Genomic DNA, 22161 nt, shown 5'->3' with positions numbered 1-22161 from the left:
CCCATGCCCATCCCACCGATCGGTGCCGCCGCCGCCGCGCAGGAGCCGGTCACCCCGGCCGCACCGAAGCAGACCCTCGACTCCGAGGTGTTCCTCGAGCTTCTGGTCACCCAGCTGCGCAACCAGGACCCGTCCTCACCGATGGACACCACTCAGATGATCGCCCAGACCACGCAGCTGGCCAGCATGGAGCAGCTCACGTCGCTGGCGCGCCTGACCGAGGAGTCCTTCTCCTTGCAGATGCGTTCCGCCGCCGCCGATCTCCTCGGCCGCGAGGTCAGCTACCTCGACGCGGACGGCGCGGCCCACACCGGTATCGCGAGCGCCGTCTCCTACGCCGACCAGGTACCGACGGTGACCGTCGGCACCGAACACGTGACCCTCGACGCCGTCAGCGGCGTCACCGCGACGACCGACTCCTGACCCACCCCCTCTTCGACAACCGAAAGGCAGACCCATGCTGCGCTCACTCACCTCCGGTATCACCGGGCTGCGCGCCCACCAGCAGATGCTGGACGTCACCGGCAACAACATCGCGAATGTGAACACCACAGGCTTCAAGGCGGGCACGATCCGGTTCCAGGACACGCTGTCCCAGATGGTGCAGAACTCCGCCGGCCCGCAGGCCGGGGCGGGCGGCACGAACCCGGCCCAGATCGGCCTCGGCGTCCAGGTCGCCGGGATCTCCACCACCTTCACCCAGGGTGCGGCGCAGTCGACCGGGCGGGCCTCCGACATGATGATCGCCGGCGACGGGTTCTTCGTGGTCCGCAAGGGCAACGAGACCCTGTACACCCGCGCCGGCGCCTTCGACTTCGACGGCGCGGGCCGGCTGGTCACGACGGACGGTTCGTTCGTGCGTGGCTGGGCCGCCGTGAACGGCCAGGTCAACCCGACCGGTCCGCTCACCGACATCACCCTCCCGGTCGGTGCCCTCGCGTCGGCGGAGGCCACCACCACGGCGACCGTCGGCGGCAACCTCCCGGCCGATGCCGAGGACGGGACCCAGCTGGTTCGGGACGTCGAGGTCCACGACGCGCTCGGCGGCACCCGTCGGCTGTCCCTGACGTTCGAGTTCTCCACCGCCGGGGGCTGGACCGTGGCCGGGTCGGACGGCGCCGCAACCGCGCCCGCACAGGCACTCACGTTCACCGACGGCCGGCTCACCGGCGGCGGCGCCCTCACCGTCGGCGGCGTGAGCGTGGACCTCGCCGGCGTGACCGGCTACGCCGACCTCAGCTCGGTCGAGGTGACCGACGTCGACGGCCGTGGCGTGGGCGAGCTCGAGTCGTTCACGCTGTCCCCCGACGGCACCCTGATCGGGTCGTTCTCGAACGGGGTGAAGGAGGCCATCGGCCGCATCGCCCTGGCCGGCTTCACGAACCCGGCCGGCCTGGAGAAGGCCGGCGGCTCGCTCTACCGGGCGTCCGCCAACTCCGGGGCCGCGGAGGTCGGGACCGCGGCGTCGAACGGCCTCGGCCAGCTCATCGGCGGTGCCGTGGAGATGTCGAACGTGGACCTGTCCCAGGAGTTCACGAACCTGATCGTGGCCCAACGTGGCTTCCAGGCGAACTCGCGGATCATCACCACCTCCGACCAGGTCCTCGAGGAACTCGTCAACCTCAAGCGCTGATCCGACCGGTCGGGGGCGGGCCCGCCCTTACCCGGCCCGCCCACCGGCCGACAGTGACCAACGAGGCCCGATCGGGCCCTGCCCGCACCCTAGAACGAGCCTCCCATGATCATCCTCACGCGCCTGAACGGCACCGCCTTCGCGATCAACCCGGACCTGGTCGAACGCATGCACGCCACCCCGGACACCACGCTCATCCTCGTGGACGGTTCCAAGCACGTGGTTGCCGAGGCGCTCGACGTGGTCCTGGACCGGATCATCGACTTCCGGGCCGCCGTCGTCTCCCGGGCGCGGGACCTGCCCATCACCACCGACCGGACGCAGTTCGGTCTGGTGCCGCCCGCCGTGGCCACGGGCCCGTCGGCGCCCGTGCCTCTGCGACCCCGTCAGAAGGAGGATCCGACGTGGACCCCGCAACGCTGATCGGAATCCTCCTCGCGTTCGGTGCCCTGGTGGGCATGGTCACGCTGGAGGGTGCGAGCCTCACGTCGTTACTGCTGCCGGCGCCGATCCTGCTCGTGGTGGGTGCCACCATCTGTGTGGCGATCGCCGGGGGCACACTTGCCGACGCCGGCCGCGCCCTGAAGGGTGCGGGCAAGGCGTTCCGAGGCAAGCCGGTGCCGCCGACCCGGACGATCAGCACGCTGGTGGAACTGTCCGAGAAGGCCCGCAACGACGGGCTGCTCTCCATGGAGAGCATGCTCGAGGAGGTCGACGACCCGTTCCTTCGGGAGGCGTTCCAGGCGATCGTGGACGGCATGGACTCCGAGGAGCTGCGCCAGCTCCTCGAGGACAAGCTCGACACCAAGTCCGGTCGGGACCGGCAGGTCGCCAAGTTCTACTCCGACATGGGTGGCTACGCCCCCACCATCGGAATCGTCGGGACGGTCGTCTCGCTGGTGCACGTGCTCGAGTACCTGTCCGAGCCGGCCACCCTCGGCCCGTCGATCGCGGCGGCGTTCGTGGCGACGCTCTGGGGCGTGATGACCGCGAACTTCCTCTGGCTGCCGATCTCGAACCGGCTCAAGCGCCTGTCCGATCTCGAGTGCGACCGGATGACGCTCGTCATCGAGGGTGCGCTCGCCGTGCAGGGTGGGCTGCAGACCCGCGCCCTGGACGAGCGGCTCCGTGCGCTCGTCCCGGACGACCTCCCGCAGGAGAAGGAGAAGGCGGCGTGAGCCGAGCCCGCAGCCGCTCCCGGCGGGGCCACGCCGCCCACGGCGAGGAGGGCGGCGACGAACGCTGGCTGGTCTCCTACTCGGACATGATCACCGTCCTGATGGCGCTGTTCATCGTGATGTTCGCGATCTCGAGCGTCGACCAGGGCAAGTACGACGAGCTGCGCAACGCGCTCTCCTCCGGCTTCGGTCAGACCGACCTCGGCCGGCTCGACGTCACCGAGGGCGTGGTGGTCCCCCCCGAACAGATGCCCGAGGTGGGGCCCACACCGCAGCCGGAGACGGACGCCGAGCGGGCCGCGCTGGAACTCGCCTCCCTGGAGCAGCTCCGGGACGAGGTCGAGGCGGCGCTCGCGGCCAACGGGCTCGCCGGCGCGGCCCGCCTCACCCTTGACCAGCGGGGCTTGACGATCGGTCTGGTCACCTCCGAGATGTTCTTCGAGCCCAACCGGGCCGATCTGACCGACCGGGCCGAACAGGTCCTGGACGCGATCACCCCCGCCGTGGTGGCCTCCGGGTACGACGTCTCCGTTGAGGGGCACGCCGACCACCGCACCGGTACCTACCCGTTCCCGACGAACTGGGAACTCTCCTCCGGCCGCGCCACCCAGGTGGTCCGGCACCTGATCGCCACCGGCGGCATCGGCCCGGAGCGGATAGCGGCGGTCGGGTTCGGCGACTCCCGTCCCCTGGCAGCCGGCACCGACCCCGACGCCCTGGCGATGAACCGCCGGGTCGACATCGTGGTGCTCTCGGACGCACCGGAGTCCGTGCGCCAGTTGCTGCCGGAACTACTCTCACAGGAATCCTGAACATCCACCAACGTCTATACACGAATCGCTTACATCGGCACCTTCGCCGACGACAGTCAGCCTTGTGACGGCGGTAGACACGCGCTCAGGCGCCCCATCCTCCACACCACAGGAGCCCGTGGTGTATGACTTCCGACGACCGACGGCGCTGGCCAGGGAACAGTCGCGGACCCTGGAGCTCGCGTTCGAGACGTTCGCCCGGCAGTGGGGGACGCAACTCACCGCGAAAGTCCGGGTACGGTCCCGCGTGGCGCTCGACCAGGTCCGCCTGCAGACCTACGACGACTACACCGCCGGCGTGCCCACGTTGACCACGATGGTGCTCCTGGAGCTGCCCGGGGAGGCGCCGCGCGCGGTGGTCCAGTTCCCGGCCGGTGCGGCGCTCACCTGGATCGGGCACATGCTCGGCGCCACCGCGGAGCAGGCCCCCGACGCCGACCGGGAACTGACCGCGCTGGAACAGAACCTGGTACGCCGGCTGATGAGTGACGCCGTCGAGGATCTGCGGTACTCGCTCGGCGACCTGCTCACCGTCGCCCCGGTGGTGCGCTCGCTCCGCTTCAACGCCCAGTTCGCCCAGGCCGCCGGGCCGAACGAACCGATGGTCGTGGCGGCTTTCACGGTCACGTTCGGTGACCGCAGCTGCCCGGCCACGCTGGCGCTGCCCGCCGCGGCCCTGCTGCCCCAGCTCGGCGGGTCCGTCCCCAGCGTCGGGGAGCACTCCGGCAACCCGATCGCCGGAGCGCTGGAGCTGGTGCCCCTGGAGGTGTCCGTCCGGCTCGCACCCGTGCCGGTGCGGCCGGCGCAGATCCTGGACCTCGCCGTCGGTGACCTGATCCCCGTCCCCCACCCACGAACGCGTCCCCTGGACGTGGCCGTCGACGATCGGGTGCTCGCCACCGCCGCCGTCGGGTCGACCGGTTCCAGGTTGGCCTGCGTCATCGTCACCACCGAGGAGTCCAACCGATGAGCACCACCACCGCACCCACCGCAACCCTCGACGCCGCCGCGGCCCTGACCGCGCTACTGCCGATGCCCGTGTCCGGAGTCGAGATCCGGCCCGACGACCTTGCCGCAGACGGCGCCGCCACCGCGTACCTGGCCTCGTTCGTTGGTGCCACCTCCGCCGATGTGGCACTCGTCCTCACCGACGAGCTACCCACGGACGGCGTGGTCTCTGGCGCGGACGTGCTGCGCCCAGCGCTCGAAGCCGCGACCGCCACCCTCGGTGCCGGGATCCTCTCCGACGTCACCGAGGGCGACGCCGCCGACCTGCTCGCCGCCCCGGACGTCGTGGTGTACGACCTGAACGCCCCGGACGGGCGCACGCTCGGCTGGTTCGCGATCCGGCTCCGCCCGAACGCCCGCCAGCCCGCCCGCCCGGGCACCGTCGACGCGGCGAACTCGCGCCCGGGGCGTATCGGCCGGATCAACGACGTGGAGATGACCCTCACCGTGGAGATCGGCCGCACCCGAATGAGCGTGCGGGACGTGCTGGACCTGGAGCCCGGCGGTGTCATCGAGCTCGACCGGTCCGCCGGTGCGCCGGCCGATCTGCTCCTGAACGGCCGGCTGATCGCGCACGGCGAGGTCGTCGTGGTCGACCAGGACTACGCGATCCGCGTCACCCAGATCCTGGACGCGACCGAGGCGCACTGATGGACTCCCTCCTGCTCGCCCTGCGGGTGGCGCTCTCCCTCGCCTGCGTGCTGGGTCTGATGTGGTTCGCCCAGCGCCGACTCGGCCGGGCCCGGACCCGGCGCCACGGCGAGTTGCAGGTCGTGGCTCGCCAGAACCTCGGCGGCAAGGCCCAGGTGGTCCTGTTGGAGACCGCCGGCAGCCGATTCCTGCTCGGCGTCACCGAACACCAGGTCAGCGTCCTGCACACAACCGACGCACCCGCGCAGCCGGTGTTCGAGGCGTCCCTGGCCCGCGCCGCGGACGACGCCGCGGACGAGCCCACCCTGCTGCCGGTGAACGCCCTCGAGCCGGCGAAGGGCTGGGCCGCGGGCTCCCTGCTGGACGCCGGCACCTGGAAGGCGGCCGCCGCGGCGGTCACCGGTAGGAATCGGGCCGCGTGAACACCGCCGCCGACGCCATGAGCGGCGCCGCACGGGTGCGTCGGCTCGTCCTGATCCTGCTCGCCGCCGTCACCTTGACCGTGTTGGTGTCGGTCCTGTTCGGCGGCACCGCGCACGCCGACACCGCCCAACCCCCGGATCCGACCGCGCCCACCGCGCCCGCCGGGCCGAGCGGTCCCGACGACACGAGCGATCCCGCGGGCGGCGTCTCGGTGTCCATCAACGGCCCGAACGACGCACCGAACGGCGCGATCGTCACGCTGCTCGCGGTCACGGTGCTGGCCGTCGCGCCGTCGCTGCTGCTCATGATGACGTCGTTCACGAAGATCTTCGTGGTGCTGGCGATGACCCGGAACGCGCTCGGGCTGACCACGGTGCCGCCGAACCAGGTGCTGGCCGGGTTGGCCCTGTTCCTGTCCCTGTTCATCATGGCTCCGGTGCTGAGCGAGATCAACGACGTCGCGCTGCAGCCCTACCTCGCCGGGGACATCCTGGTCAGCGACGCCTTCGACGTCGGTTCGGGCCCGCTGCGCGAGTTCATGCTCGCCCACACCCGCGAGGAGGACCTCGCGCTGATGACCCGGGCCGCCGGTGCCGAGAACCCGGAGACCACCGCGATGGTGCCGCTCACCACGCTCGTGCCAGCCTTCATGATCTCGGAGCTGCGGGCCGCGTTCATCATCGCGTTCGTCATCTTCGTGCCGTTCCTGATCATCGACCTGGTCACGTCGGCGGCCCTGATGAGCATGGGCATGATGATGCTGCCGCCGGTCATGATCTCGCTGCCGTTCAAGCTTCTGCTCTTCATCCTCGTGGACGGCTGGGGCCTGATCATCACGGCCCTGGTGTCCTCCTACCAGGTGACCTGACGTGGACACCTCGGCCGTCCTGGACATCGCGGTGGACGCGCTCATCCTCGCCGCGAAGCTCTGCCTCCCGATCCTCATCACCGCCCTGGTGGTCGGGTTCGGGATCTCCCTGCTGCAGTCGATGACGCAGATCCAGGAGATCACTCTCTCGTTCGTGCCCAAGGCCGCCGCGGTGGCGGTCGCCCTCCTGGTCTGCGGGCACTGGATGATCGCCGAGCTGACCACCTTCACCACGGGCCTCTTCGACTCGATCCCCGGGCTCCTGGGCGGGGGCTGACGTGGGGTTCGACCTGGATCAGGGCTGGTTGGAGGCCGTGCTGCTCGCGGCGGTGCGGGTGACCGCGTTCCTGTTCATCGCCCCACCGTTCGCGCACCGGGGGGTGCCGGCCCGGATCAGGGCGATGCTCGCCGTCGGGCTCGCCCTGGCGGTGTCCCCGGTGGTCACGGCCGGCTACGTCCCCGGTGACCTGCCGGCGTTCCTGCTCAGCCTGGTTTCACAGCTGTTCATCGGGGCCGGTCTGGGCACGCTCGTGGCGGTGGTGTTCGCCGCGGTGCAGTCGGCCGGCGGACTGATCGACCTGTTCGGCGGGTTCCAGATGGCGCAGGCGTTCGACCCGGGACTGCAGGTCTCGGCTGCGCCGTTCGCACGCCTCTACCAGTTCGCCGCGATCGTGCTGCTCTTCGCCTCGGACGGTTACCAGCTGATCCTGGCCGGTCTGGTCCGCACGTTCACCGCGCTGCCGCTCGGCGAGGCCTGGCCGGCCGCCGACCCGGCCGCCGCGCTGACCACCGCGGTGACCCAGATGTTCGTCGCGGCCCTGCAGATCGCCGGCCCGATGATCGTGGTCCTCTTCCTCGCCGATGCCGGGCTCGGCCTGCTCACGCGGGTCGCGCCCGCCCTGAACGCCTTCGCGCTCGGCTTCCCGGTCAAGATCCTGCTCACCGTCTCCCTGGCCGCGACGGCGTTCCTGGCCCTGCCCCGGATCGTTGCGTCATTGACGGACCAGGTCACCGACCTGCTCGTCGGGGTGGGCTGAGATGGCCGAGACCGGTGGGCAGGAACGATCCGAGAAGGCCACCGACAAGCGGATGAAGGAGGTCCGCGGCGACGGCTCCCTCGCCAAGTCCCAGGACCTGTCCGCGTGGCTGGGCATCGGCGCCGGCGCCCTCGTCCTGCCCTGGACGCTCACCCTGGGCGCGGCGGCCGCCCGGGACCAGATGGGCGCCGTCGAGCGCATCATCGCCTCGCCCGATCCCGCCGTCGCCGTCGCGGCGCTCGGCGAGGGACTGGGCACGGTGCTGCCCACCCTCGTCCCCGTGCTCGCGGCGACCATCATCGCGGCGGTGGCGGGCGCCGTCGGGCAGGGCGGCATCCACCGGAAGAAGTTCAAGGTCTCGGCGCAGAACCTCGACCCGGTCGCCGGCCTCAAGCGCACGTTCGGACCGCAGGCCTTGTGGAACGGTGTGAAGGCCGCGTTGAAGACGGCGGTCGTCGCCGTGGTCCTGGTCGGCGCGGTGCAGTCCCTGATGCCGGTACTGCTGTCCTCCGGTGGGCTGTCCCTGTCCGCCCTGCTGAGCGCGGCCGGCAGCGGGGTCACCTCGCTGCTGCGCGCGGCGGTGGCCGCCGGGCTGGTGCTGGCCGCGCTCGACGTCTTCATCATCATCCGGCGCAACCGGAAGAAGACCCGGATGACCAAGCGCGAGGTCAAGGACGAGAACAAGCAGAGCGACGGCGATCCGCTGATCAAGGGCGCGATCCGGTCCCGGCAGCTTGCCACGTCGCGGAACCGGATGATCGCCGCGATCGCCGACGCCGACGTGGTGCTCGTGAACCCCACCCACGTCGCCGTCGCGCTGCGCTACGAGCCCGGCCGCTCGGCGCCGCGGGTCGTGGCCAAGGGATCGGGTCACGTCGCCGCCCGGATCCGGGAGCGGGCCGCGGCCGACGGCGTCCCTCTGGTCGCGGACGTCCCGCTCGCCCGGGCGCTGCACGCCGCGTGCCGCCTCGGTGAGGAGATCCCGGTCGAGCTGTACGACTCCGTGGCCGCGATCCTCGCGTTCGTGATGGCCCTGAAGCGGCGCGGTTCGGCGCCGCCCGGAGCCGTCCACACGGTTCCGGTGGCGCGGTCCGCGGCGCCCACCCGGCCACCGGCGCCCGCACCGCCGGGCCGAACCACCCGAACCGCCCTGCCGACCCGCAGCCCGGCCGCCCGCACCCAGTCACTACCCGTCTAGGAGACCGCGATGAACCGTAACTACGCCCGCCTGGTCGTCCCGATCTTCGTCGTGGCGATCGTGCTCCTGCTCGTCGTCCCGGTGCCCGCTGCCCTGCTGGACGTGCTGTTCGTGGTGAACATCATCGGTGCCCTGGTGATCCTGCTCATCGCGATGTACGCGACGAAGCCCCTGGACTTCTCCGTGTTCCCGTCCCTGCTGCTCGTGGCGACCCTGCTCCGGTTGGGCCTGAACGTCGCGTCCACCCGGCTGGTCCTGCGGGACGGCTACGCGGGCGCCATCATCGAGACGTTCGGCCACATCGTGGTAGGCGGCTCGATGATCATCGGCGCGGTCATCTTCTGCATCCTCGTCGTCATCCAGTTCGTGGTGATCACCAAGGGCGCCGAACGGGTCGCCGAGGTCGGCGCCCGGTTCACCCTCGATGCGATGCCCGGCAAGCAGATGGCGATCGACGCTGACCTGAACGCCGGGCTGATCACGGACGAACAGGCGCGCGCCCGGCGCAGCGAGGTGGCCGCGGAGGCCGACTTCTACGGGGCAATGGACGGCGGGTCGAAGTTCGTCAAGGGCGACGCGATCGCCGGCATCATCATCATCTTCATCAACCTCATCGGTGGTTTCGCGATGGGCATGCTGCAGCGCGGCATGTCCGCGGCGGACGCCCTCCAGACCTACTCGCTGCTCACCATCGGCGACGGCCTGGTCTCCCAGATCCCGGCCCTGCTGATGGCGGTCGCGACCGGCCTCATCGTGACCCGATCGACCGCGGATACGGACATGGGCACCGCCGCCGGTGCCCAGCTCACGCAGTCGCGCTCGGCTCTGATGATCGCCGGTGGCGCCGCCATCGCGCTGGCGATCATCCCGGGCATGCCGAAGCTCCCGTTCGTCCTGATCGGCGGCGTACTCCTGCTCACCGCGCAGCGGATCAAGGCACGTGAGGACGCGGCCACACGCGAGTCCGCGCGAGCCGAGGCCGTGACGCAGGGTGCGCCCCGGGACGAGACCGAGGACCTGATCGACGCGATGCGGGTGCACGCCCTCGAGATCATGCTGGCCCCCGACCTGGTGGACCTCGTCTCGGGCAGCGCCGACGACCTGCTCGGTCGGGTCCGTGCGCTTCGCCGCAAGATCGCGATGGAGCTCGGCGTCGTGATCCCCCCGGTCCGCACCCGGGACAGCCTCGAGCTCCCGGCCGCCACCTATGTGGTTCGCATCGCCGGGGTCGAGGTCGGCCGCGGGCACGCACCGGCCGGGAAGGTGCTCGCCCTCGGGGAGGACCTCGGATCCCTGCCGGGTACCCCGATCGTCGAGCCGGTGTTCGGACTCGCCGGCAAGTGGATCCCCGTCGAGCTGCAGCACGCGGCCGAGCTGGCCGGGGCCACCGTCATCGACCGGGTCTCGGTGCTGGTGACCCACCTGTCCGCGCTCGTCACGGCCCACGCCGACCGGCTGCTCACCCGGGAGGACGTCCGGGTCCTGGTCGAGTCCGTCCGCACGGTCAGCCCGTCCGCCGTCGACGAGCTCGTGCCGGGGGTGCTGTCCCTGGCGCAGGTGCAGCAGGTCCTGCAGGGGCTACTCGTCGAGCAGGCGCCGATCAACGACCTCACCCGGATCCTCGAAGCGCTGACGCTGCGCGCCAGGGCGAGCACGGATCCGGAGCAGCTGGTCGAGGCGGCGCGCGCCGCCGTCGCCCCCGCACTGGTGGCCCGGCACACCGATGGCGGCCTCCTCCGGGTCGTCACCATCGACCCGAGCCTCGAACAGGCCATGCTGGAGGGCCTGCGCCCTGGTGAGGACGGCAGCCAGATCCTGCTCGACCCCGTCCAGATCGACGCCGCGCTCACCTCCATCGGCACGGAGATGGCGGCCCTGGAGGCAACCGGGACCGAGGCCGTGCTCGTGTGTGCGCCCCAGTTGCGACCGGCCGTACGCCGGCTGGTCGCGGCCCGGACCCCGAAGGCGGCGGTCCTGTCCTACGGCGAGGTGACGTCGGCGTCCGTGGCGATCGAGACGGTGGGGGTGGTGCGTGGTGCAGCGACGCTTACGGCTGGAGGGTGAGAGCCTCGAGGACCTGCGGGCGCAGGCCCGGCGTCAGTTCCCGCGCGCCCGGATCGTGTCCGCGGAACGGGTACGGGTGGGCGGCATCGCGGGCTTCCTCGCCCGGCAGCACTTCGAGCTGGTCCTTGAACTGCCCGACGGCGTCCGGTCCGGTCCGCAGGCCGGTGGCCTGGCTGCGTTGCTCGCCTCGGCCGAGGCCGAGGAGGAGTCGATGCGAGGGGCGCCGGTATCGACCGAGTCGCGGCGGTTCGCGGATCTCCTCGACGCCCTCACGCAGGAGGCCGAAGACGAGGCCGGCCCGCTCGACCCGGTCGGCCCACCGGACAGGCTCGGCTCGCTCAGCACACTCGGCCCACCGGCGGCTCCGCGGCTGCTGAGAGGACCCGGGGACCTCGTGCTGGTCGTCGGGCCCGAGCGAGCGGCGCTCGAGGTCGGCGCCACCATGCTCGGCGCGCTCGGGCTCGAGACCTCCGGTCTGCTGCGCTCGGGAAGCTTCGATCGGGAGCCGATCCCGCCGCTGGAGGCCCGCAACCGCGCGACCCGGGCGCGCGCCGCGGGGGTCGAGGACGGCCATGCAGCCGTGATCGCGATCGGCCTGGGACGTCACGGCACCGAACCGGAGGCCCAGGCCGCGACGGTTCGCGCGCTCGCCGCCGATCAGGTGTGGCTCGTGGTCGACGCCGGCCGCAAGACGGAGGACACAGCGCGGTATGTGAGGGACGTCCGCGCTGCCATGGTGATCGACGCCGTCGCCGTGGAGGGGGCGGGCGCCACTGCCACCCCGGAGACGGTCACGCACCTTGAGGTGCCGATCGGCTGGGTGGACGGCAGCGCGTTGGCCGAATCTCCGTCCGGGCTCGCCAGTGTCTATACATTGGAGTAGGGTGACCACGTGCTTGTACTCACACGGAAGGCCGGCGAGCAGATCGTCATCGGCAACGACATCACGATCACGCTCATCGAGGTGCGCGGCGGCGACGTCCGGATCGGAATCGATGCGCCGCGGTCCGTGACGGTCCACCGTGCAGAAGTACTTGAGGCGGTCTCAGCCGCCAACGTCTCCGCGGCGCACGCCTCCGCGGCAGACGAGGACCGGATCCGCGCCCTGCTCGCACCCGCGGGTGCGGCAGGCAGCACAGAAGCTTCAGACGACGTCTAGACGAACAGGGTGGAAATGGCACACCTCGCACCGCAGGCCGGGTCCCGTGCGGACCGGACCCAGCGCAGCGCGCTCCAGGCACTCATCGCCGCGATGGCGGTCGGGCTGGACCCCTATGGCGTCCAGGGCCTGACGCTGGCGCAGAAGGAACTCCTGGCGGACATCGTGGATGCGGAGCACCGGGCTGCCGATCGCGCCGACGGCATCGAACCCGGACACCCCCTGGCCTACGAGCCGGAATGGCGATGGTGGCGCGAGTCGGTGCTGCCGCCGACGCAGGCGACCACGCGGGTGGGCTGAGCCGACCACCCGAGCGACCGAGCGTGGTGGTCCGACCAGCCGACCACGCAGCCCCGACCGAGGGTTGACGACGCCGGCGGGCGAGACGACCTGACACATCGGGCGTCCAGTTGCCGACATCCGGTTCGTCAGCGAAGCAGGAGTTGCGCTGCCAGTGCGAACATGATGAGCGCGATCACGGCGTCGAGAACGCGCCATGAGCTCCGCCGTCGGAACGCCGGGACGAGCAGCCGCGCGCCGAGACCGAGCGCGGTGAACCACAGTACGGATCCGGTCATCGCGCCGAGCGCGAACCACCAGCGGTCGTCACCGTGCGCGGCGGACATCGAGCCGAGCAGCACCACTGTGTCGAGGTAGACGTGCGGATTGAGCCAGGTGAGCGCAAGTGCGGTAGCCAGCACTCCGGCCCAACCTGGGGCGCTGCCCTCCCCCGGTTCCCGCATCGACTCGCCCCGCCACGCGCGCAGCGCCGCTCGGATGCCGTACCCGATGAGGAACGCCGCGCCACCCCAACGGACGATCTCCAGCGCCACCGGCGCGCGGGTCACGAGGGCACCGAGACCGGCCACCCCGGCCGCGATCAGCACGGCATCGGAGGCAGCGCACACCGCGATCACCAGAGGGACGTGGCGGCGCGCCAGACCCTGTCGGAGCACGAAGGCGTTCTGAGCACCGATCGCGATGATGAGGGAGAGACCGGCAGCGAGGCCGGACAGCAGAGGTAGCACGCGAGCACCGTAAGCCCGCGTCGTTCAGAAGGACACCTCAGGTTCCTTCTGGTACATAAGATGTGCTTCATGACAGCCTTGGCCGCCGAAGCGGCCCGAACGATCGTCGCGATCGCCGAGGCGGGCACGCTCGAAGGCGCTGCCAGGGCGCTGCACGTGACGCCATCAGCCGTCAGCCAACGGGTCCGCGCTCTCGAGGCCGAGCTGGGGCGGCCCGTGCTGCACCGCACCCGACCGATCGAGCTGACCGACGCCGGTCTCGCGGTGCTGCGATTCGCGCGGCAGCTCGAGCAGCTGACCGTCGACCTACGGGCCGAACTGTCTCCGGAGACGACCGGGCCGGAACCTCTCACGATCGTGGTCAACTCCGACTCGCTGCACACCTGGGCGCTGCCGCCGCTGGCCGGGCTGGTCGACCGCGTGTACCTCGAGATCCTGCGCGAGGACGAGGAGCACTCGCTGGCGCTGCTGCGCGAAGGTGCTGCGTCCGGTGCGGTGACAGCCGAGTCCGACCCGGTCCCCGGTTGCTCAGCCGAGCAGCTCGGAGTGATGCGCTATCTCGCGGTGTGCGCGCCCGCGTACGCCGAGCGGTGGTTCAGCGGCGGGATCGACGCCACATCGCTCGCTGCCGCCCCGAGCGTGAGCTACGACCGCAAGGACAATCTGCAGCGACGATGCCTGCGGCGCCTCACCCGGGCGCAGGTCGAACCGCCGACCCACTACGTTCCCGCGTCGGCCGAGTTCGCTGATGCCATCCGGCTCGGCATGGGGTGGGGCATGGTGCCCGAGATCGAGTGCCGTGAGGAGGTACGCGTCGGTGACCTGATCCACCTGGGCGAGCGTGCCGTCGCCGACGTCCCACTGTATTGGCAGCAATGGCGCCGATCCTCTGCCGTGCTCCGCGAGGTCGGCGACACGCTCCGCGAGGCGGCGCAGGCGCTGCTGCGGTAGTTCGGCGAAACTCCGGCGGTACCCGAGTAAGACACGACCGCTCGTTCTCGCGCACGACGGTCCGCGGCTCGGGGCGTGGCGATCAGAACGCGCCGTGCCAGGCGATCAGGTCCGCGGCGAAGCCCTGCGCCGGACCATCGAACTCCAGTGAGCCGAGGGCATCGGCTCCGAACAGTCGCGCGTCCCCCGCGAGTCCGGCGAGCCAGTCCTCGAGCTCGACCGCTTCGGCAACCGCCGGTGACTGCGTGACCCGCCGATCGGCACGGTCACACACCTCCGCAACTACAGACATCCTTCCACCCTCCAGGCCATGACAGGCGGCCCTCCCCGGCCGCGCAAGACACACATTCGCCGGAACCGGCTCGAACCGTCAACAACCCGCAATACTTTCTGTGACCGTTCTGTGACCTTCCGCCCTGTCGGTCACAGGAGAGCCCCCGCACCGGTGTCGATGCGGAGGCTCTGGTGGTTCTGTGCGGGCTGGTCACCCGTGTGGTCAGCGCTGGCGCGGCGCCTTGTACGCGACCTGCGCGCCGGGCGAGGAGTTGGCGTACGCCTGGAGGGCCTGCGTGACCACGTCGGTGACGGTCACGCCCTCCATGTCCGCCTTGGCCCGCACGAACGCGAGCAGTCGCGGAGGCAGCCGGCACGCCCACGGCACGAGGAGTGCGTCCGCGGGTGGCAGTTCGTCCGGCACCGTGGCGCCCTTGCGCCCGTGGGACATCTGCACCCGGGCGATCCGTCTGGCGACCGCGAGCGCTTCATCGGGCGCGATGGGAGCGCCGCCGTATCGCATCGGCAACTGCTCGAACTCGCCCGGAAGGGCCTCTATCGTCGCGGCGTCCGCCGCTGCCGTCTCATTCATGAACTGCGCCTTCACCTGGGCCCGTTGCTGGTGTACCTGACGCACCCTCGCGCGAACCGAGGGCGGCGTTATCCGCACCCAGTACTCTATCGTCCCCACGGATGACTAGACAAACGAACCGAGAACCTCTCGTCGAGAGCTGGCTCGAACTCCCGTCATATCAGGGCAAAGCCCTCATCGCGGCGTCCGCGTTCCCGATCCGGGACGTCTGACGCCGCGTCAGACCGTCGCCCGGTGCGGCGCCGCGAGCGGGCTTGTGGCAGATGTCATATGCGGAATCCACACAAGGGCGGCCGGGGCCGCTACTATGTCGCTGGCAGATGGTGCACGGCCAGTCGGTTCGGGGGAACGACGCTGGTTGCGCACCGCTCCCGCCACATCGATCGTTGTCGCCCTGTCCCCCTCCACGCACTTCTTCTCGTTCGAGGGTTCTCCGATGACCGATCGTCGCAGGCAAGCCATTCTCGCTGCCGCCCTCTCCATCGGCGACCTCACCGATGACACGATGCCCGCGGTCGCGCCCATCGACACCCAGCAGTCGATCTTCGAGATGGCCGCCATCCAGCTCGAGCACACCCTCGACCAGTTGCGGCCGCACAGCCAGGTGCCCGCCTGGGCCGGCGCCGTGGAGCAGGAGCTCATCGCCGCGCACGATCGTCAGCCGGACCTGATCCACTCGGCGTTCCCGTGGTTCGACCGCTGGTACGACGGGCCCGCGGCCTACCGGTCGCCGCTGCTGCACAAGTTCGCCCATCACCTCGGTAACGCGGTCCGCTCCGAGCGCCTGCTGCGCACCGGCGCCCTCGGTCAGTTCCTGCAGGAATGCGTGGGCAGCCTGCTTCGTCGTCGTCGCGGCTTCCACACGCTGTTCCTCGATGAGGCCCCGGCGGCTCGGGTGGCCCGGATCGATGCCCTCCGGCTGCGCGAGGAGGTGCCGTCGCTGGAGCTGCTCACCCTTGACCTGCTGTGGCACTGGCGCGACCAGGTCCAGCTCCAGGCGACCCGCGCTCGGATCGATCGGATCGTCCTGTACCGGACGATCACCCTGATCGGTCCCGCAGCGGAATGGGCGCTGGCCGAGGGCCGGCAGATGTTGGCCAACGGCGACCACAACCCACTCCGGTACGCGCAGCACCATCTCGTGTTCACGCCCCTGGCCCGATGGACGATGTCCCGCTGGGAGGCCACCCAGGAGGGTCTCAAGCTCGGGCGCCGCGGTCAGGTGGTCCTGGAGGTGGAGCTCCCGATCCGGTCGGTCTGGGCGCCCTCCTCGTCCGACCCGGTCGCGTTCGTCGCCTCACCGGTGCCACCCCGCCCGGCCAGCCCCGACTTCCCCCTCGTCACACCGGAGGAGTCCTGGCGGCTGATCGGCGTCGATATCCTCTGACCCGGTGACGGCCCGCTGAGGTCGAAGCGCCCGCTCCCCGATGGCCGTGCGGCAGGATGGCAGTCATGCGCTACGGACTCCACACCGGGTACTGGGCCGCCGGACCACCGACCGGAACCGCCGAGGCGGTCCTTGCCGCCGACCGGCTCGGCTTCGACTCGGTCTGGACGGCCGAGTCCTACGGATCGGACGCACTGACACCGCTCGCCTGGTGGGGCGCGGCGACGAGCAGGGTCCGGCTCGGGACCGGCATCATGCAGATGTCCGCCCGCACCCCGACGGCGACGGCGATGGCGGCGCTCACAATGGACCACCTCTCCGGCGGCCGGTTCGTGCTCGGCATCGGCGCATCCGGACCGCAGGTCGTGGAGGGCTGGTACGGACAGCCGTACCCCAAGCCGCTCGCCCGCACCCGGGAGTACGTGGACATCGTCCGGCAGGTGCTGCGCCGGGACGGCCCGGTCACCTACGCCGGCACGCACTACCGACTCCCGGTCGACGGCGGAACCGGGCAGGGCAAGGCGCTGCGGTCCACGGTCCACCCGTTGCGCTCCGATCTGCCGATCCACCTGGCCGCGCAGGGGCCGAGGAACACCGCGCTTGCCGCGGAGATCGCGGATGGCTGGCTGCCCGCGTTCGTGTCACCGAAGCTGGACGCGGCCTACCGCGAGCACCTCGCGGACGGGTTCGCGGCGCGATCACCCGAGCTGACGCCGTCGGAGTCCTTCGAGGTGTGCGCGAGCGTGCCGGTGGCCCTCGGACGTGATCTCGAGAGCGCCGCGGACCAGATCCGCCCGCACCTGGCCCTGTACATCGGCGGGATGGGCTCGGCGACCACGAACTTCCACCGGGACGCGATCGAGCGGCTCGGCTACACGCAGGAGTGCGCGCAGGTGCAGCGCCGGTACGCCGCCGGGGACAAGGCCGGCGCCGCCGCCGCGATCCCGCTCGAGCTGGTCCTCGACGTTGCGCTCGTGGGCCCGCCCGCCGCGATCCGCGAGCAGTTGGCGGCCTGGGAGTCGAGCGTCGTCACCACGCTGATCCTGCAGACCGATCCACGGCTGCTGCCCGCGTTGGCCGAGGTGCTGGGACTCACTGCGGACTGACGGTTCGGTGGCGAGGACATCAGATTGCGATGTGACGGACGGGCTCGTCCCGGGGATGTAGAGGTGACAGCAGGGTTTCGTCCCCAAGGGTGAGGTGGGCCGCCAGATGACCGACGAGGACCGGTTCGATCGTCTCTACGAGGCGCATCGAGGCGACCTGGAGAGGTTCGTCCGCAGACGGATCCCACCGGCGCAGGTCGAGGACATCGTGGCCGAGACGTTCCTGGTGGCCTGGCGGCGCCTCGACGACGCCCCGGCCGAGCCACGGCCGTGGCTCTTCGGGATCGCCCGCAACCTCATGCTCCGCAGCATGCGTTCGTCGGGTCGGTGGCACGCCCTGCAGGTACGGCTCGCGGCACAACCCCGACTGCTGTCCGAGGACCTCGCCAGCAGCGTCGCCACGCGAACCGACCTCGCTCGTGCCTGGGCGAAACTCAGCGCGGGCGAGCAGGAGGTCCTCGCCCTGGTCGCCTGGGACGGACTCACCACCAACGAGGCCGCGGCGGTCCTCGGCTGCCAGATCGGCACATCCCGAATGCGCCTGATGCGAGCTCGACGCCACCTCCTGCACATCCTCGACCGGCTGCCGCCCGTCGAGGCGCGGCCCGCGCGTCCAGTCACCAACGGAGTCCTCTCATGAACAGCACCGATACGTTCCTGAACGAACTCGCCATCCTGGATCCCGCGGCCGCGTCGCCGCCGACCGACCCCGAGGCCATCGAGGGGACCCGGTTGTGGGTGCTCGGCCACGACCGGGCCGCTCACGTGGCCGACGCGGGCGCGCCTGCCCTCGCCGGCGTGAGTGAACTGGTTACGCGGCTCCAGGAGGAGCCCGTCGCTCCCAAGGTGCGTCGGAGCCACTCCGTGCGTCTCCGGGTCGCCCTCATCGGTGCGGCGGCCGTGCTCGTCCTCGGGGTCGTGGGAGTGCTGCCGAGCGTCCTTCCCGGCGGCGGGACGACCACACCGCCGGCCGCGGCGCTCCCGATGCTCGCGTATTCGGAGCCGGACGGGGCCGACGGACCGACCGGGCTCCTGCAGCTCGCAGACCAGGTGCGCGCCAGCACGATCCCGGACGGGTCCGGACGGTACTTCTTCGAGCACCGCCGCTACGTCGGCTACGCGACGCACGAGGTCGAGGTGTCCGAGGGCTACTGGGAGGCAGACCGCCTGATTCCGATCGAAGACGACGCCTATCGCTGGCACGACACCACCGATCTCTCCGGTGGCCAGTTGTATCTGCGCGATGGCGAGGACCTCGGGGGCGGGGAGACCGTGTTCGCTCCAGGGGAGGCCGGCTCCGACCCGCGCGACGTCCCGGACTCACCGCAGGCGATCTACGAGCTCATCATGCTGAACAACGATCAGCACCAGCGCTTCCCCGGTCACTACCTGATCGACGCGTACAACTTCCAGGCCAATGGACTCAGCCAGGCCGACCGCGCGAACTTCCTCGAGGCGATCGCGCTCGCCGGCGACGTCACCTCCTACGGCAGGGTCACCGACCGCGAGGGACGCGACGGGCTCGCGTTCGGGGCCTCCCGTTTCGAGGACGCCGGGGGCGAGACGATCGAGATCGAGCTGATCCTGATCCTCGACCCGGCCACCGGAGCCGTCCTCGAGACGGATACGGTCTACCCGAACGACCTTCCCGGAGCACCCGACATCGTCGAGCAGTACGACCTGGTGGTCGACTCCCGGTACACCGACACGCTGCCGGCCTGCGGGACCGTCACCTGCCCCGGAGCCGCCGACGCCGGCTGACGCGTCAGGCCGGCCCGCCGGCGATCCCGTCGAGCAGCGCGAGCTCGGACTCGCTCAGTTCGAGCGCACCCGCCGCCACGTTCTCCTCGAGGTGCGAGACGTTGCCGGTGCCGGGGATCGCGAGCACGTGCGGGCCACGCTGCAGCGTCCAGGCCAGCCGCACCTGGGCCGAGGTGGCGTCGTGGGCCTCGGCGACGGCGTCGATCTCCGCCGTCCCGGTCTCGTCGGCCGCGTCATGGGGGCTCGTGCCGGGCACCACCGCCGCGACGGCGAAGAACGGCACGAACGCGATGCCGAGCTCGCCGCAGCGGGCGAGCAGGGCATCGTCGGCGCGGTTGGTGAGGCCGTACTGGTTCTGCACGCACACGATCGGGGACACCGTCAGTGCCTCGGTCAGCTGCTCGGTGGTGATGTTGGAGATGCCGAGGTGCCGGATCAGGCCGGCGTCGCGCAGGTCCGCGAGGGTGCCGACATGGTCTGCGACCGGTCCCGCCTCGGTCGTCATGCCGGAACCCCACCGGAGGTTGACCACGTCGAGGTGGTCGAGGCCGAGCTGGCGGATGTTCTCCTCCACCTGGCCGCGGAGCTGCTCGGGGCGCGCGTACGGCTCGAAGCCGCCGTCGCGGGAACGACTTGCGCCGACCTTGGTGGTGATCACGAGGTCGTCGGGGTAGGGCTGCAGGGCGGTGCCGATGAGTTCGTTCGCCGTCCGAGTGGGCACGAAGTAGAAGGCGGCGGTGTCGATGTGGTTCACACCGAGCTCGACGGCGCGGCGCAGCACGGCTATGGCGCCGTCGCGGTCCCGGGGTGCCGGGTCCCACGGCATGCCGGTGAGGCGCATCGCGCCAAGGCCGATCCGGTTGACGGTCCGGTCGCCGAGTTGCCAGGTGCCGGCGGCGCCGGCGTTCGGGCCGGACTGGGTTGCGGTGTTCGGGGCTGCGGTGTTCGTTGTCATGGGGACAGCCTTGCGCGGCGCCGGCCGGCTACGGCCGTGCTGGCAGGTTGCTGCCGATCCTTGGCAGGATGCTGCCGGCGAGCAAGAATCGATGTATGCAGACCGGCGAAGCAGTCACGCTCGTGCACGGTGAGGAGGAGTTGCTCGCCCGGACGAAGCACTTGTTCGAGACGGCGACCGACGTGGCGTGCGCCGCGAACGATCTGGGCACCTGGACGATGAGGCAGGAGCCACAACGGCTGGACGCCACGGCATTGTCGCGGCGGGGCGACGTCCGGGTCCGCAAGATCTACCGGCCCGGGATGCTGCTCGACCCGGTGTCCGCGCAGCAGGTGGCCACGGCCCGCGACCGCCACGGTGCGCAGATCCGCATCACGACCGAGGACATCAACGAGACCATCATCTTCGACCGGCGGCTTGCGGTCCTGGCCGGCGACGTCAGGGCCGGCCGGCGCAGCTACAGCGTGATCACCCAACCGGAGGTGGTGCAGGGCGTCACCTCGCTGTTCGAGGCGGCTTGGCGTTCCGCCACGGATCTCGCGCGCTACGACGCCCGGATCGCCGAGGTGCGCGAGCTCGCACCCCGGGTGCTGGACCTGCTCGCCCAAGGGGCCAAGGACGAGTCCGCGGCCAGGATCCTCGGGCTCGGCGTGCGGACCTATCGCCGCCGGGTTGCCGAACTGATGGAAGCCCTGGGTGCCGAGTCGCGGTTCCAGGCCGGCGTGCGGGCCCGGGAACTGGGTCTCGTCTGAACGACCGATGAGAAACGCCGAGGACATGGGTCCATAGGCTCTGAGTCGGCACGATGCCGTACTCCCCTCGACGATCCAAGGAGTTCACATGTCCTTCCAGGCCTACCTCGACACCATCGAGGACAAGACCGGACACACCCCGCGCGAACTACTCGCGGTCGCCGAGGCGAAGGGCATCACCGCGGGTTCCAAGGCCGGTGACGTCGTCACCTGGCTGGCCGACGACTACGGCCTGGGCCGCGGGCACTCGATGGCGTTGTGGCACGTGATCAAGAACGGGCCGCAGATCAGCAGCAAGCACGTCGGCACCACCGGGGCCCACCGGGACGCGTCCGACACCCTCTGGCTGGACGGGAAGGCGACCCGGCCCACACCTGCCTGACCGGACCCCAGCAACGGTGGCCTACTCCGGCGGATCGAGCAGCGTCTGTGCCGCGTCGCGGTGCTCGGGAAGTCCGGTGGTCAGCGCGAACAGGCCGTACCCGACGGGCCCGAAGGCGTGCAGCTCCGTGCACTGATCGGCGAGCCGCGGCCAGGTCCGCCCGCCCGCCTCGCGGTAGGCCTCGAGCGTGAGGTCGAAGGTCTGCGGCGGGGCCGTCATCTGCTGCAGCATCAGGTCACGGGCCGGGTCGCCGACGCCGCCGGTAGTCCAGTCCAGCACGCCGGTGATCCGCTCGTCGGAGTCCAGCAGCACGTGGGCCTGGTACAGCTCGCCGTGGCTGAACACGGTCCAGGTGGGCCAGAGCGAGTCGTCGGCGAGCCACGCCTCCCACCTGCTGCGTAGCTCGGGGGCGATGGCGAACTCCGCCGCCACCCGTTCGTACTCCGCGCGGCGCTCGGCCCGGACCTCCTCCGGGCCGGGCGTCTCGAGCCCGCCCGCTCGGGCCTCGGAGATGGGGATCGCGTGCAGCGCGGCCAGCAGCCGTCCGATCTCGACGGCGTACACCTCCGACGCCACGTCCATGTGCCACACCGGCTCGCCGGCCTCGTCGAGGGTGAGGCCGGGCGAGCCGGGCAGCTGCGGGTAGGCGATCAGGTCCTCGCCCGCGATCCGCCAGTCCGGCACCGCGACGGGCAGGTGCCGCCGCGCCACCTCCAGGACCGCGGACTCGCGGGCGATCGACGCGGCCATGTCGCCACGGCGCGGGATCCGCAGAACCCAGGCGACGCCGTCGGGCGTGGTCGCGTAGGCGACCCGGAAGTCCAGCCCGGCCTCATTGAGGCGAACCGATCCGGGTTCGATCGTCAGGCCGTGCCTGGCTGCGAGCGCCGCGATCGACTTCGGGCTCGTGGGGTTGTCGGCGGGCATCGGGCCAGCCTGGCAC

28 protein-coding genes are annotated in these 22161 nt (G+C 70.9%); 23 read left to right on the top strand and 5 right to left on the bottom strand.

Features of this window, described 5'->3' with window-relative positions:
- Positions 1-3: 3 nt before the first annotated feature.
- From HALOF300_RS00770 to HALOF300_RS00695, 16 genes are all read left to right on the top strand, one after another.
- The gene (locus HALOF300_RS00770; protein ID WP_156738741.1) at positions 4-423 is read left to right on the top strand and encodes a flagellar hook assembly protein FlgD; all 420 of its coding nucleotides are present in this window, start codon (positions 4-6) and stop codon (positions 421-423) included.
- 34 nt (positions 424-457) lie between these two features.
- Positions 458-1633 (top strand): flagellar hook protein FlgE, encoded by a 1176-nt coding sequence (locus tag HALOF300_RS00765; RefSeq protein ID WP_156738740.1) that lies wholly within the window; start codon positions 458-460, stop codon positions 1631-1633.
- 105 nt (positions 1634-1738) lie between these two features.
- Complete coding sequence (locus HALOF300_RS00760) at positions 1739-2056, top strand: flagellar FlbD family protein (RefSeq protein WP_156738739.1); 318 nt, start codon at positions 1739-1741, stop codon at positions 2054-2056.
- Complete coding sequence (locus HALOF300_RS00755) at positions 2038-2811, top strand: motility protein A (RefSeq protein WP_156738738.1); 774 nt, start codon at positions 2038-2040, stop codon at positions 2809-2811. The genes HALOF300_RS00760 and HALOF300_RS00755 overlap by 19 nt, the downstream gene beginning before the upstream one ends.
- Positions 2808-3623 (top strand): flagellar motor protein MotB, encoded by an 816-nt coding sequence (locus HALOF300_RS00750; protein ID WP_231954938.1) that lies wholly within the window; start codon positions 2808-2810, stop codon positions 3621-3623. Before HALOF300_RS00755 ends, HALOF300_RS00750 begins: the two co-directional genes overlap by 4 nt.
- Before the next feature lie 121 nt (positions 3624-3744).
- Complete coding sequence (locus HALOF300_RS00745) at positions 3745-4593, top strand: flagellar motor switch protein FliM (RefSeq protein ID WP_231954937.1); 849 nt, start codon at positions 3745-3747, stop codon at positions 4591-4593.
- Positions 4590-5282 (top strand): flagellar motor switch protein FliN, encoded by a 693-nt coding sequence (fliN, locus tag HALOF300_RS00740; RefSeq protein WP_156738736.1) that lies wholly within the window; start codon positions 4590-4592, stop codon positions 5280-5282. The genes HALOF300_RS00745 and fliN overlap by 4 nt, the downstream gene beginning before the upstream one ends.
- Positions 5282-5704 (top strand): FliO/MopB family protein, encoded by a 423-nt coding sequence (locus tag HALOF300_RS00735; RefSeq protein ID WP_156738735.1) that lies wholly within the window; start codon positions 5282-5284, stop codon positions 5702-5704. Before fliN ends, HALOF300_RS00735 begins: the two co-directional genes overlap by 1 nt.
- A gap of 17 nt (positions 5705-5721) precedes the next feature.
- Positions 5722-6573 (top strand): flagellar type III secretion system pore protein FliP, encoded by an 852-nt coding sequence (gene fliP, locus HALOF300_RS00730; RefSeq protein WP_156738848.1) that lies wholly within the window; start codon positions 5722-5724, stop codon positions 6571-6573.
- A 1-nt stretch (position 6574) separates the two neighbouring features.
- Complete coding sequence (gene fliQ / locus HALOF300_RS00725; RefSeq protein WP_156738734.1) at positions 6575-6850, top strand: flagellar biosynthesis protein FliQ; 276 nt, start codon at positions 6575-6577, stop codon at positions 6848-6850.
- 1 nt (position 6851) lies between these two features.
- Positions 6852-7610, top strand: coding sequence for a flagellar biosynthetic protein FliR (locus tag HALOF300_RS00720; RefSeq protein WP_156738733.1), 759 nt, complete (start codon positions 6852-6854; stop codon positions 7608-7610).
- A gap of 1 nt (position 7611) precedes the next feature.
- Positions 7612-8808 carry an EscU/YscU/HrcU family type III secretion system export apparatus switch protein gene (locus HALOF300_RS00715; RefSeq protein ID WP_156738732.1) on the top strand — a complete coding sequence of 399 codons (1197 nt, stop codon included), beginning with the start codon at positions 7612-7614 and terminating at the stop codon, positions 8806-8808.
- A gap of 9 nt (positions 8809-8817) precedes the next feature.
- A complete protein-coding gene (locus HALOF300_RS00710) occupies positions 8818-10872 on the top strand; it encodes a flagellar biosynthesis protein FlhA (RefSeq protein ID WP_156738731.1) in 2055 nt (684 codons plus the stop codon).
- Positions 10841-11755, top strand: a complete 915-nt coding sequence (locus tag HALOF300_RS00705) for a hypothetical protein (RefSeq protein WP_156738730.1) — start codon at positions 10841-10843, stop codon at positions 11753-11755. The genes HALOF300_RS00710 and HALOF300_RS00705 overlap by 32 nt, the downstream gene beginning before the upstream one ends.
- A 9-nt stretch (positions 11756-11764) precedes the next feature.
- A complete protein-coding gene (gene csrA / locus HALOF300_RS00700; protein ID WP_156738729.1) occupies positions 11765-12031 on the top strand; it encodes a carbon storage regulator CsrA in 267 nt (88 codons plus the stop codon).
- A gap of 15 nt (positions 12032-12046) precedes the next feature.
- On the top strand, positions 12047-12331 hold the full coding sequence (locus HALOF300_RS00695) for a hypothetical protein (RefSeq protein ID WP_156738728.1): 285 nt from the start codon (positions 12047-12049) through the stop codon (positions 12329-12331).
- A 128-nt stretch (positions 12332-12459) separates the two neighbouring features.
- Here HALOF300_RS00695 and HALOF300_RS00690 read toward each other — a convergent pair whose 3' ends face one another.
- On the bottom strand, positions 12460-13059 hold the full coding sequence (locus tag HALOF300_RS00690) for a LysE/ArgO family amino acid transporter (RefSeq protein ID WP_156738727.1): 600 nt from the start codon (positions 13057-13059) through the stop codon (positions 12460-12462).
- A 69-nt stretch (positions 13060-13128) separates the two neighbouring features.
- Between HALOF300_RS00690 and HALOF300_RS00685 the strand changes: the two genes are divergently transcribed.
- Complete coding sequence (locus tag HALOF300_RS00685; protein ID WP_156738726.1) at positions 13129-14010, top strand: LysR family transcriptional regulator ArgP; 882 nt, start codon at positions 13129-13131, stop codon at positions 14008-14010.
- Between the two features lie 82 nt (positions 14011-14092).
- On the opposite strand, the gene HALOF300_RS00680 is transcribed toward HALOF300_RS00685, so the two are convergent.
- Both HALOF300_RS00680 and HALOF300_RS00675 read right to left on the bottom strand, forming a co-directional pair.
- On the bottom strand, positions 14093-14302 hold the full coding sequence (locus tag HALOF300_RS00680) for a hypothetical protein (protein WP_156738725.1): 210 nt from the start codon (positions 14300-14302) through the stop codon (positions 14093-14095).
- 204 nt (positions 14303-14506) lie between these two features.
- Positions 14507-14875, bottom strand: coding sequence for a hypothetical protein (locus tag HALOF300_RS00675; protein WP_156738724.1), 369 nt, complete (start codon positions 14873-14875; stop codon positions 14507-14509).
- A 436-nt stretch (positions 14876-15311) separates the two neighbouring features.
- Between HALOF300_RS00675 and HALOF300_RS00670 the strand changes: the two genes are divergently transcribed.
- The 4 genes from HALOF300_RS00670 to HALOF300_RS00655 all read left to right on the top strand — a co-directional run bounded on the left by HALOF300_RS00670 (position 15312) and on the right by HALOF300_RS00655 (position 19129).
- Positions 15312-16262: a hypothetical protein gene (locus HALOF300_RS00670; RefSeq protein WP_156738723.1), complete on the top strand. Its 951-nt coding sequence runs from the start codon at positions 15312-15314 to the stop codon at positions 16260-16262.
- Between the two features lie 65 nt (positions 16263-16327).
- Positions 16328-17368, top strand: coding sequence for an LLM class F420-dependent oxidoreductase (locus HALOF300_RS00665; protein ID WP_156738722.1), 1041 nt, complete (start codon positions 16328-16330; stop codon positions 17366-17368).
- A 106-nt stretch (positions 17369-17474) separates the two neighbouring features.
- Positions 17475-18008, top strand: a complete 534-nt coding sequence (locus HALOF300_RS00660) for an RNA polymerase sigma factor (RefSeq protein ID WP_156738721.1) — start codon at positions 17475-17477, stop codon at positions 18006-18008.
- Positions 18005-19129, top strand: coding sequence for a hypothetical protein (locus HALOF300_RS00655; protein WP_156738720.1), 1125 nt, complete (start codon positions 18005-18007; stop codon positions 19127-19129). Before HALOF300_RS00660 ends, HALOF300_RS00655 begins: the two co-directional genes overlap by 4 nt.
- A 4-nt stretch (positions 19130-19133) precedes the next feature.
- On the opposite strand, the gene HALOF300_RS00650 is transcribed toward HALOF300_RS00655, so the two are convergent.
- Entirely contained in the window at positions 19134-20084 is a 951-nt protein-coding gene (locus tag HALOF300_RS00650) for an oxidoreductase (RefSeq protein WP_156738719.1), read from the bottom strand.
- Between the two features lie 95 nt (positions 20085-20179).
- On the opposite strand from HALOF300_RS00650, the gene HALOF300_RS00645 reads away from it, so the two are divergent.
- Both HALOF300_RS00645 and HALOF300_RS00640 read left to right on the top strand, forming a co-directional pair.
- On the top strand, positions 20180-20836 hold the full coding sequence (locus HALOF300_RS00645; protein ID WP_156738718.1) for a helix-turn-helix domain-containing protein: 657 nt from the start codon (positions 20180-20182) through the stop codon (positions 20834-20836).
- Positions 20837-20924: 88 nt separating this feature from the next.
- Positions 20925-21218 carry a DUF4287 domain-containing protein gene (locus HALOF300_RS00640; RefSeq protein WP_156738717.1) on the top strand — a complete coding sequence of 98 codons (294 nt, stop codon included), beginning with the start codon at positions 20925-20927 and terminating at the stop codon, positions 21216-21218.
- A 21-nt stretch (positions 21219-21239) separates the two neighbouring features.
- Here HALOF300_RS00640 and HALOF300_RS00635 read toward each other — a convergent pair whose 3' ends face one another.
- On the bottom strand, positions 21240-22145 hold the full coding sequence (locus HALOF300_RS00635) for a macrolide 2'-phosphotransferase (RefSeq protein ID WP_156738716.1): 906 nt from the start codon (positions 22143-22145) through the stop codon (positions 21240-21242).
- Between the last annotated feature and the right edge of the window lie 16 nt (positions 22146-22161).

Origin of the sequence: Occultella aeris (assembly GCF_902703175.1) — a bacterium.
Taxonomy (GTDB): Bacteria; Actinomycetota; Actinomycetes; order Actinomycetales; family Beutenbergiaceae; genus Occultella; species Occultella aeris.
This window is presented reverse-complemented; position numbering and strand designations above follow the sequence as displayed.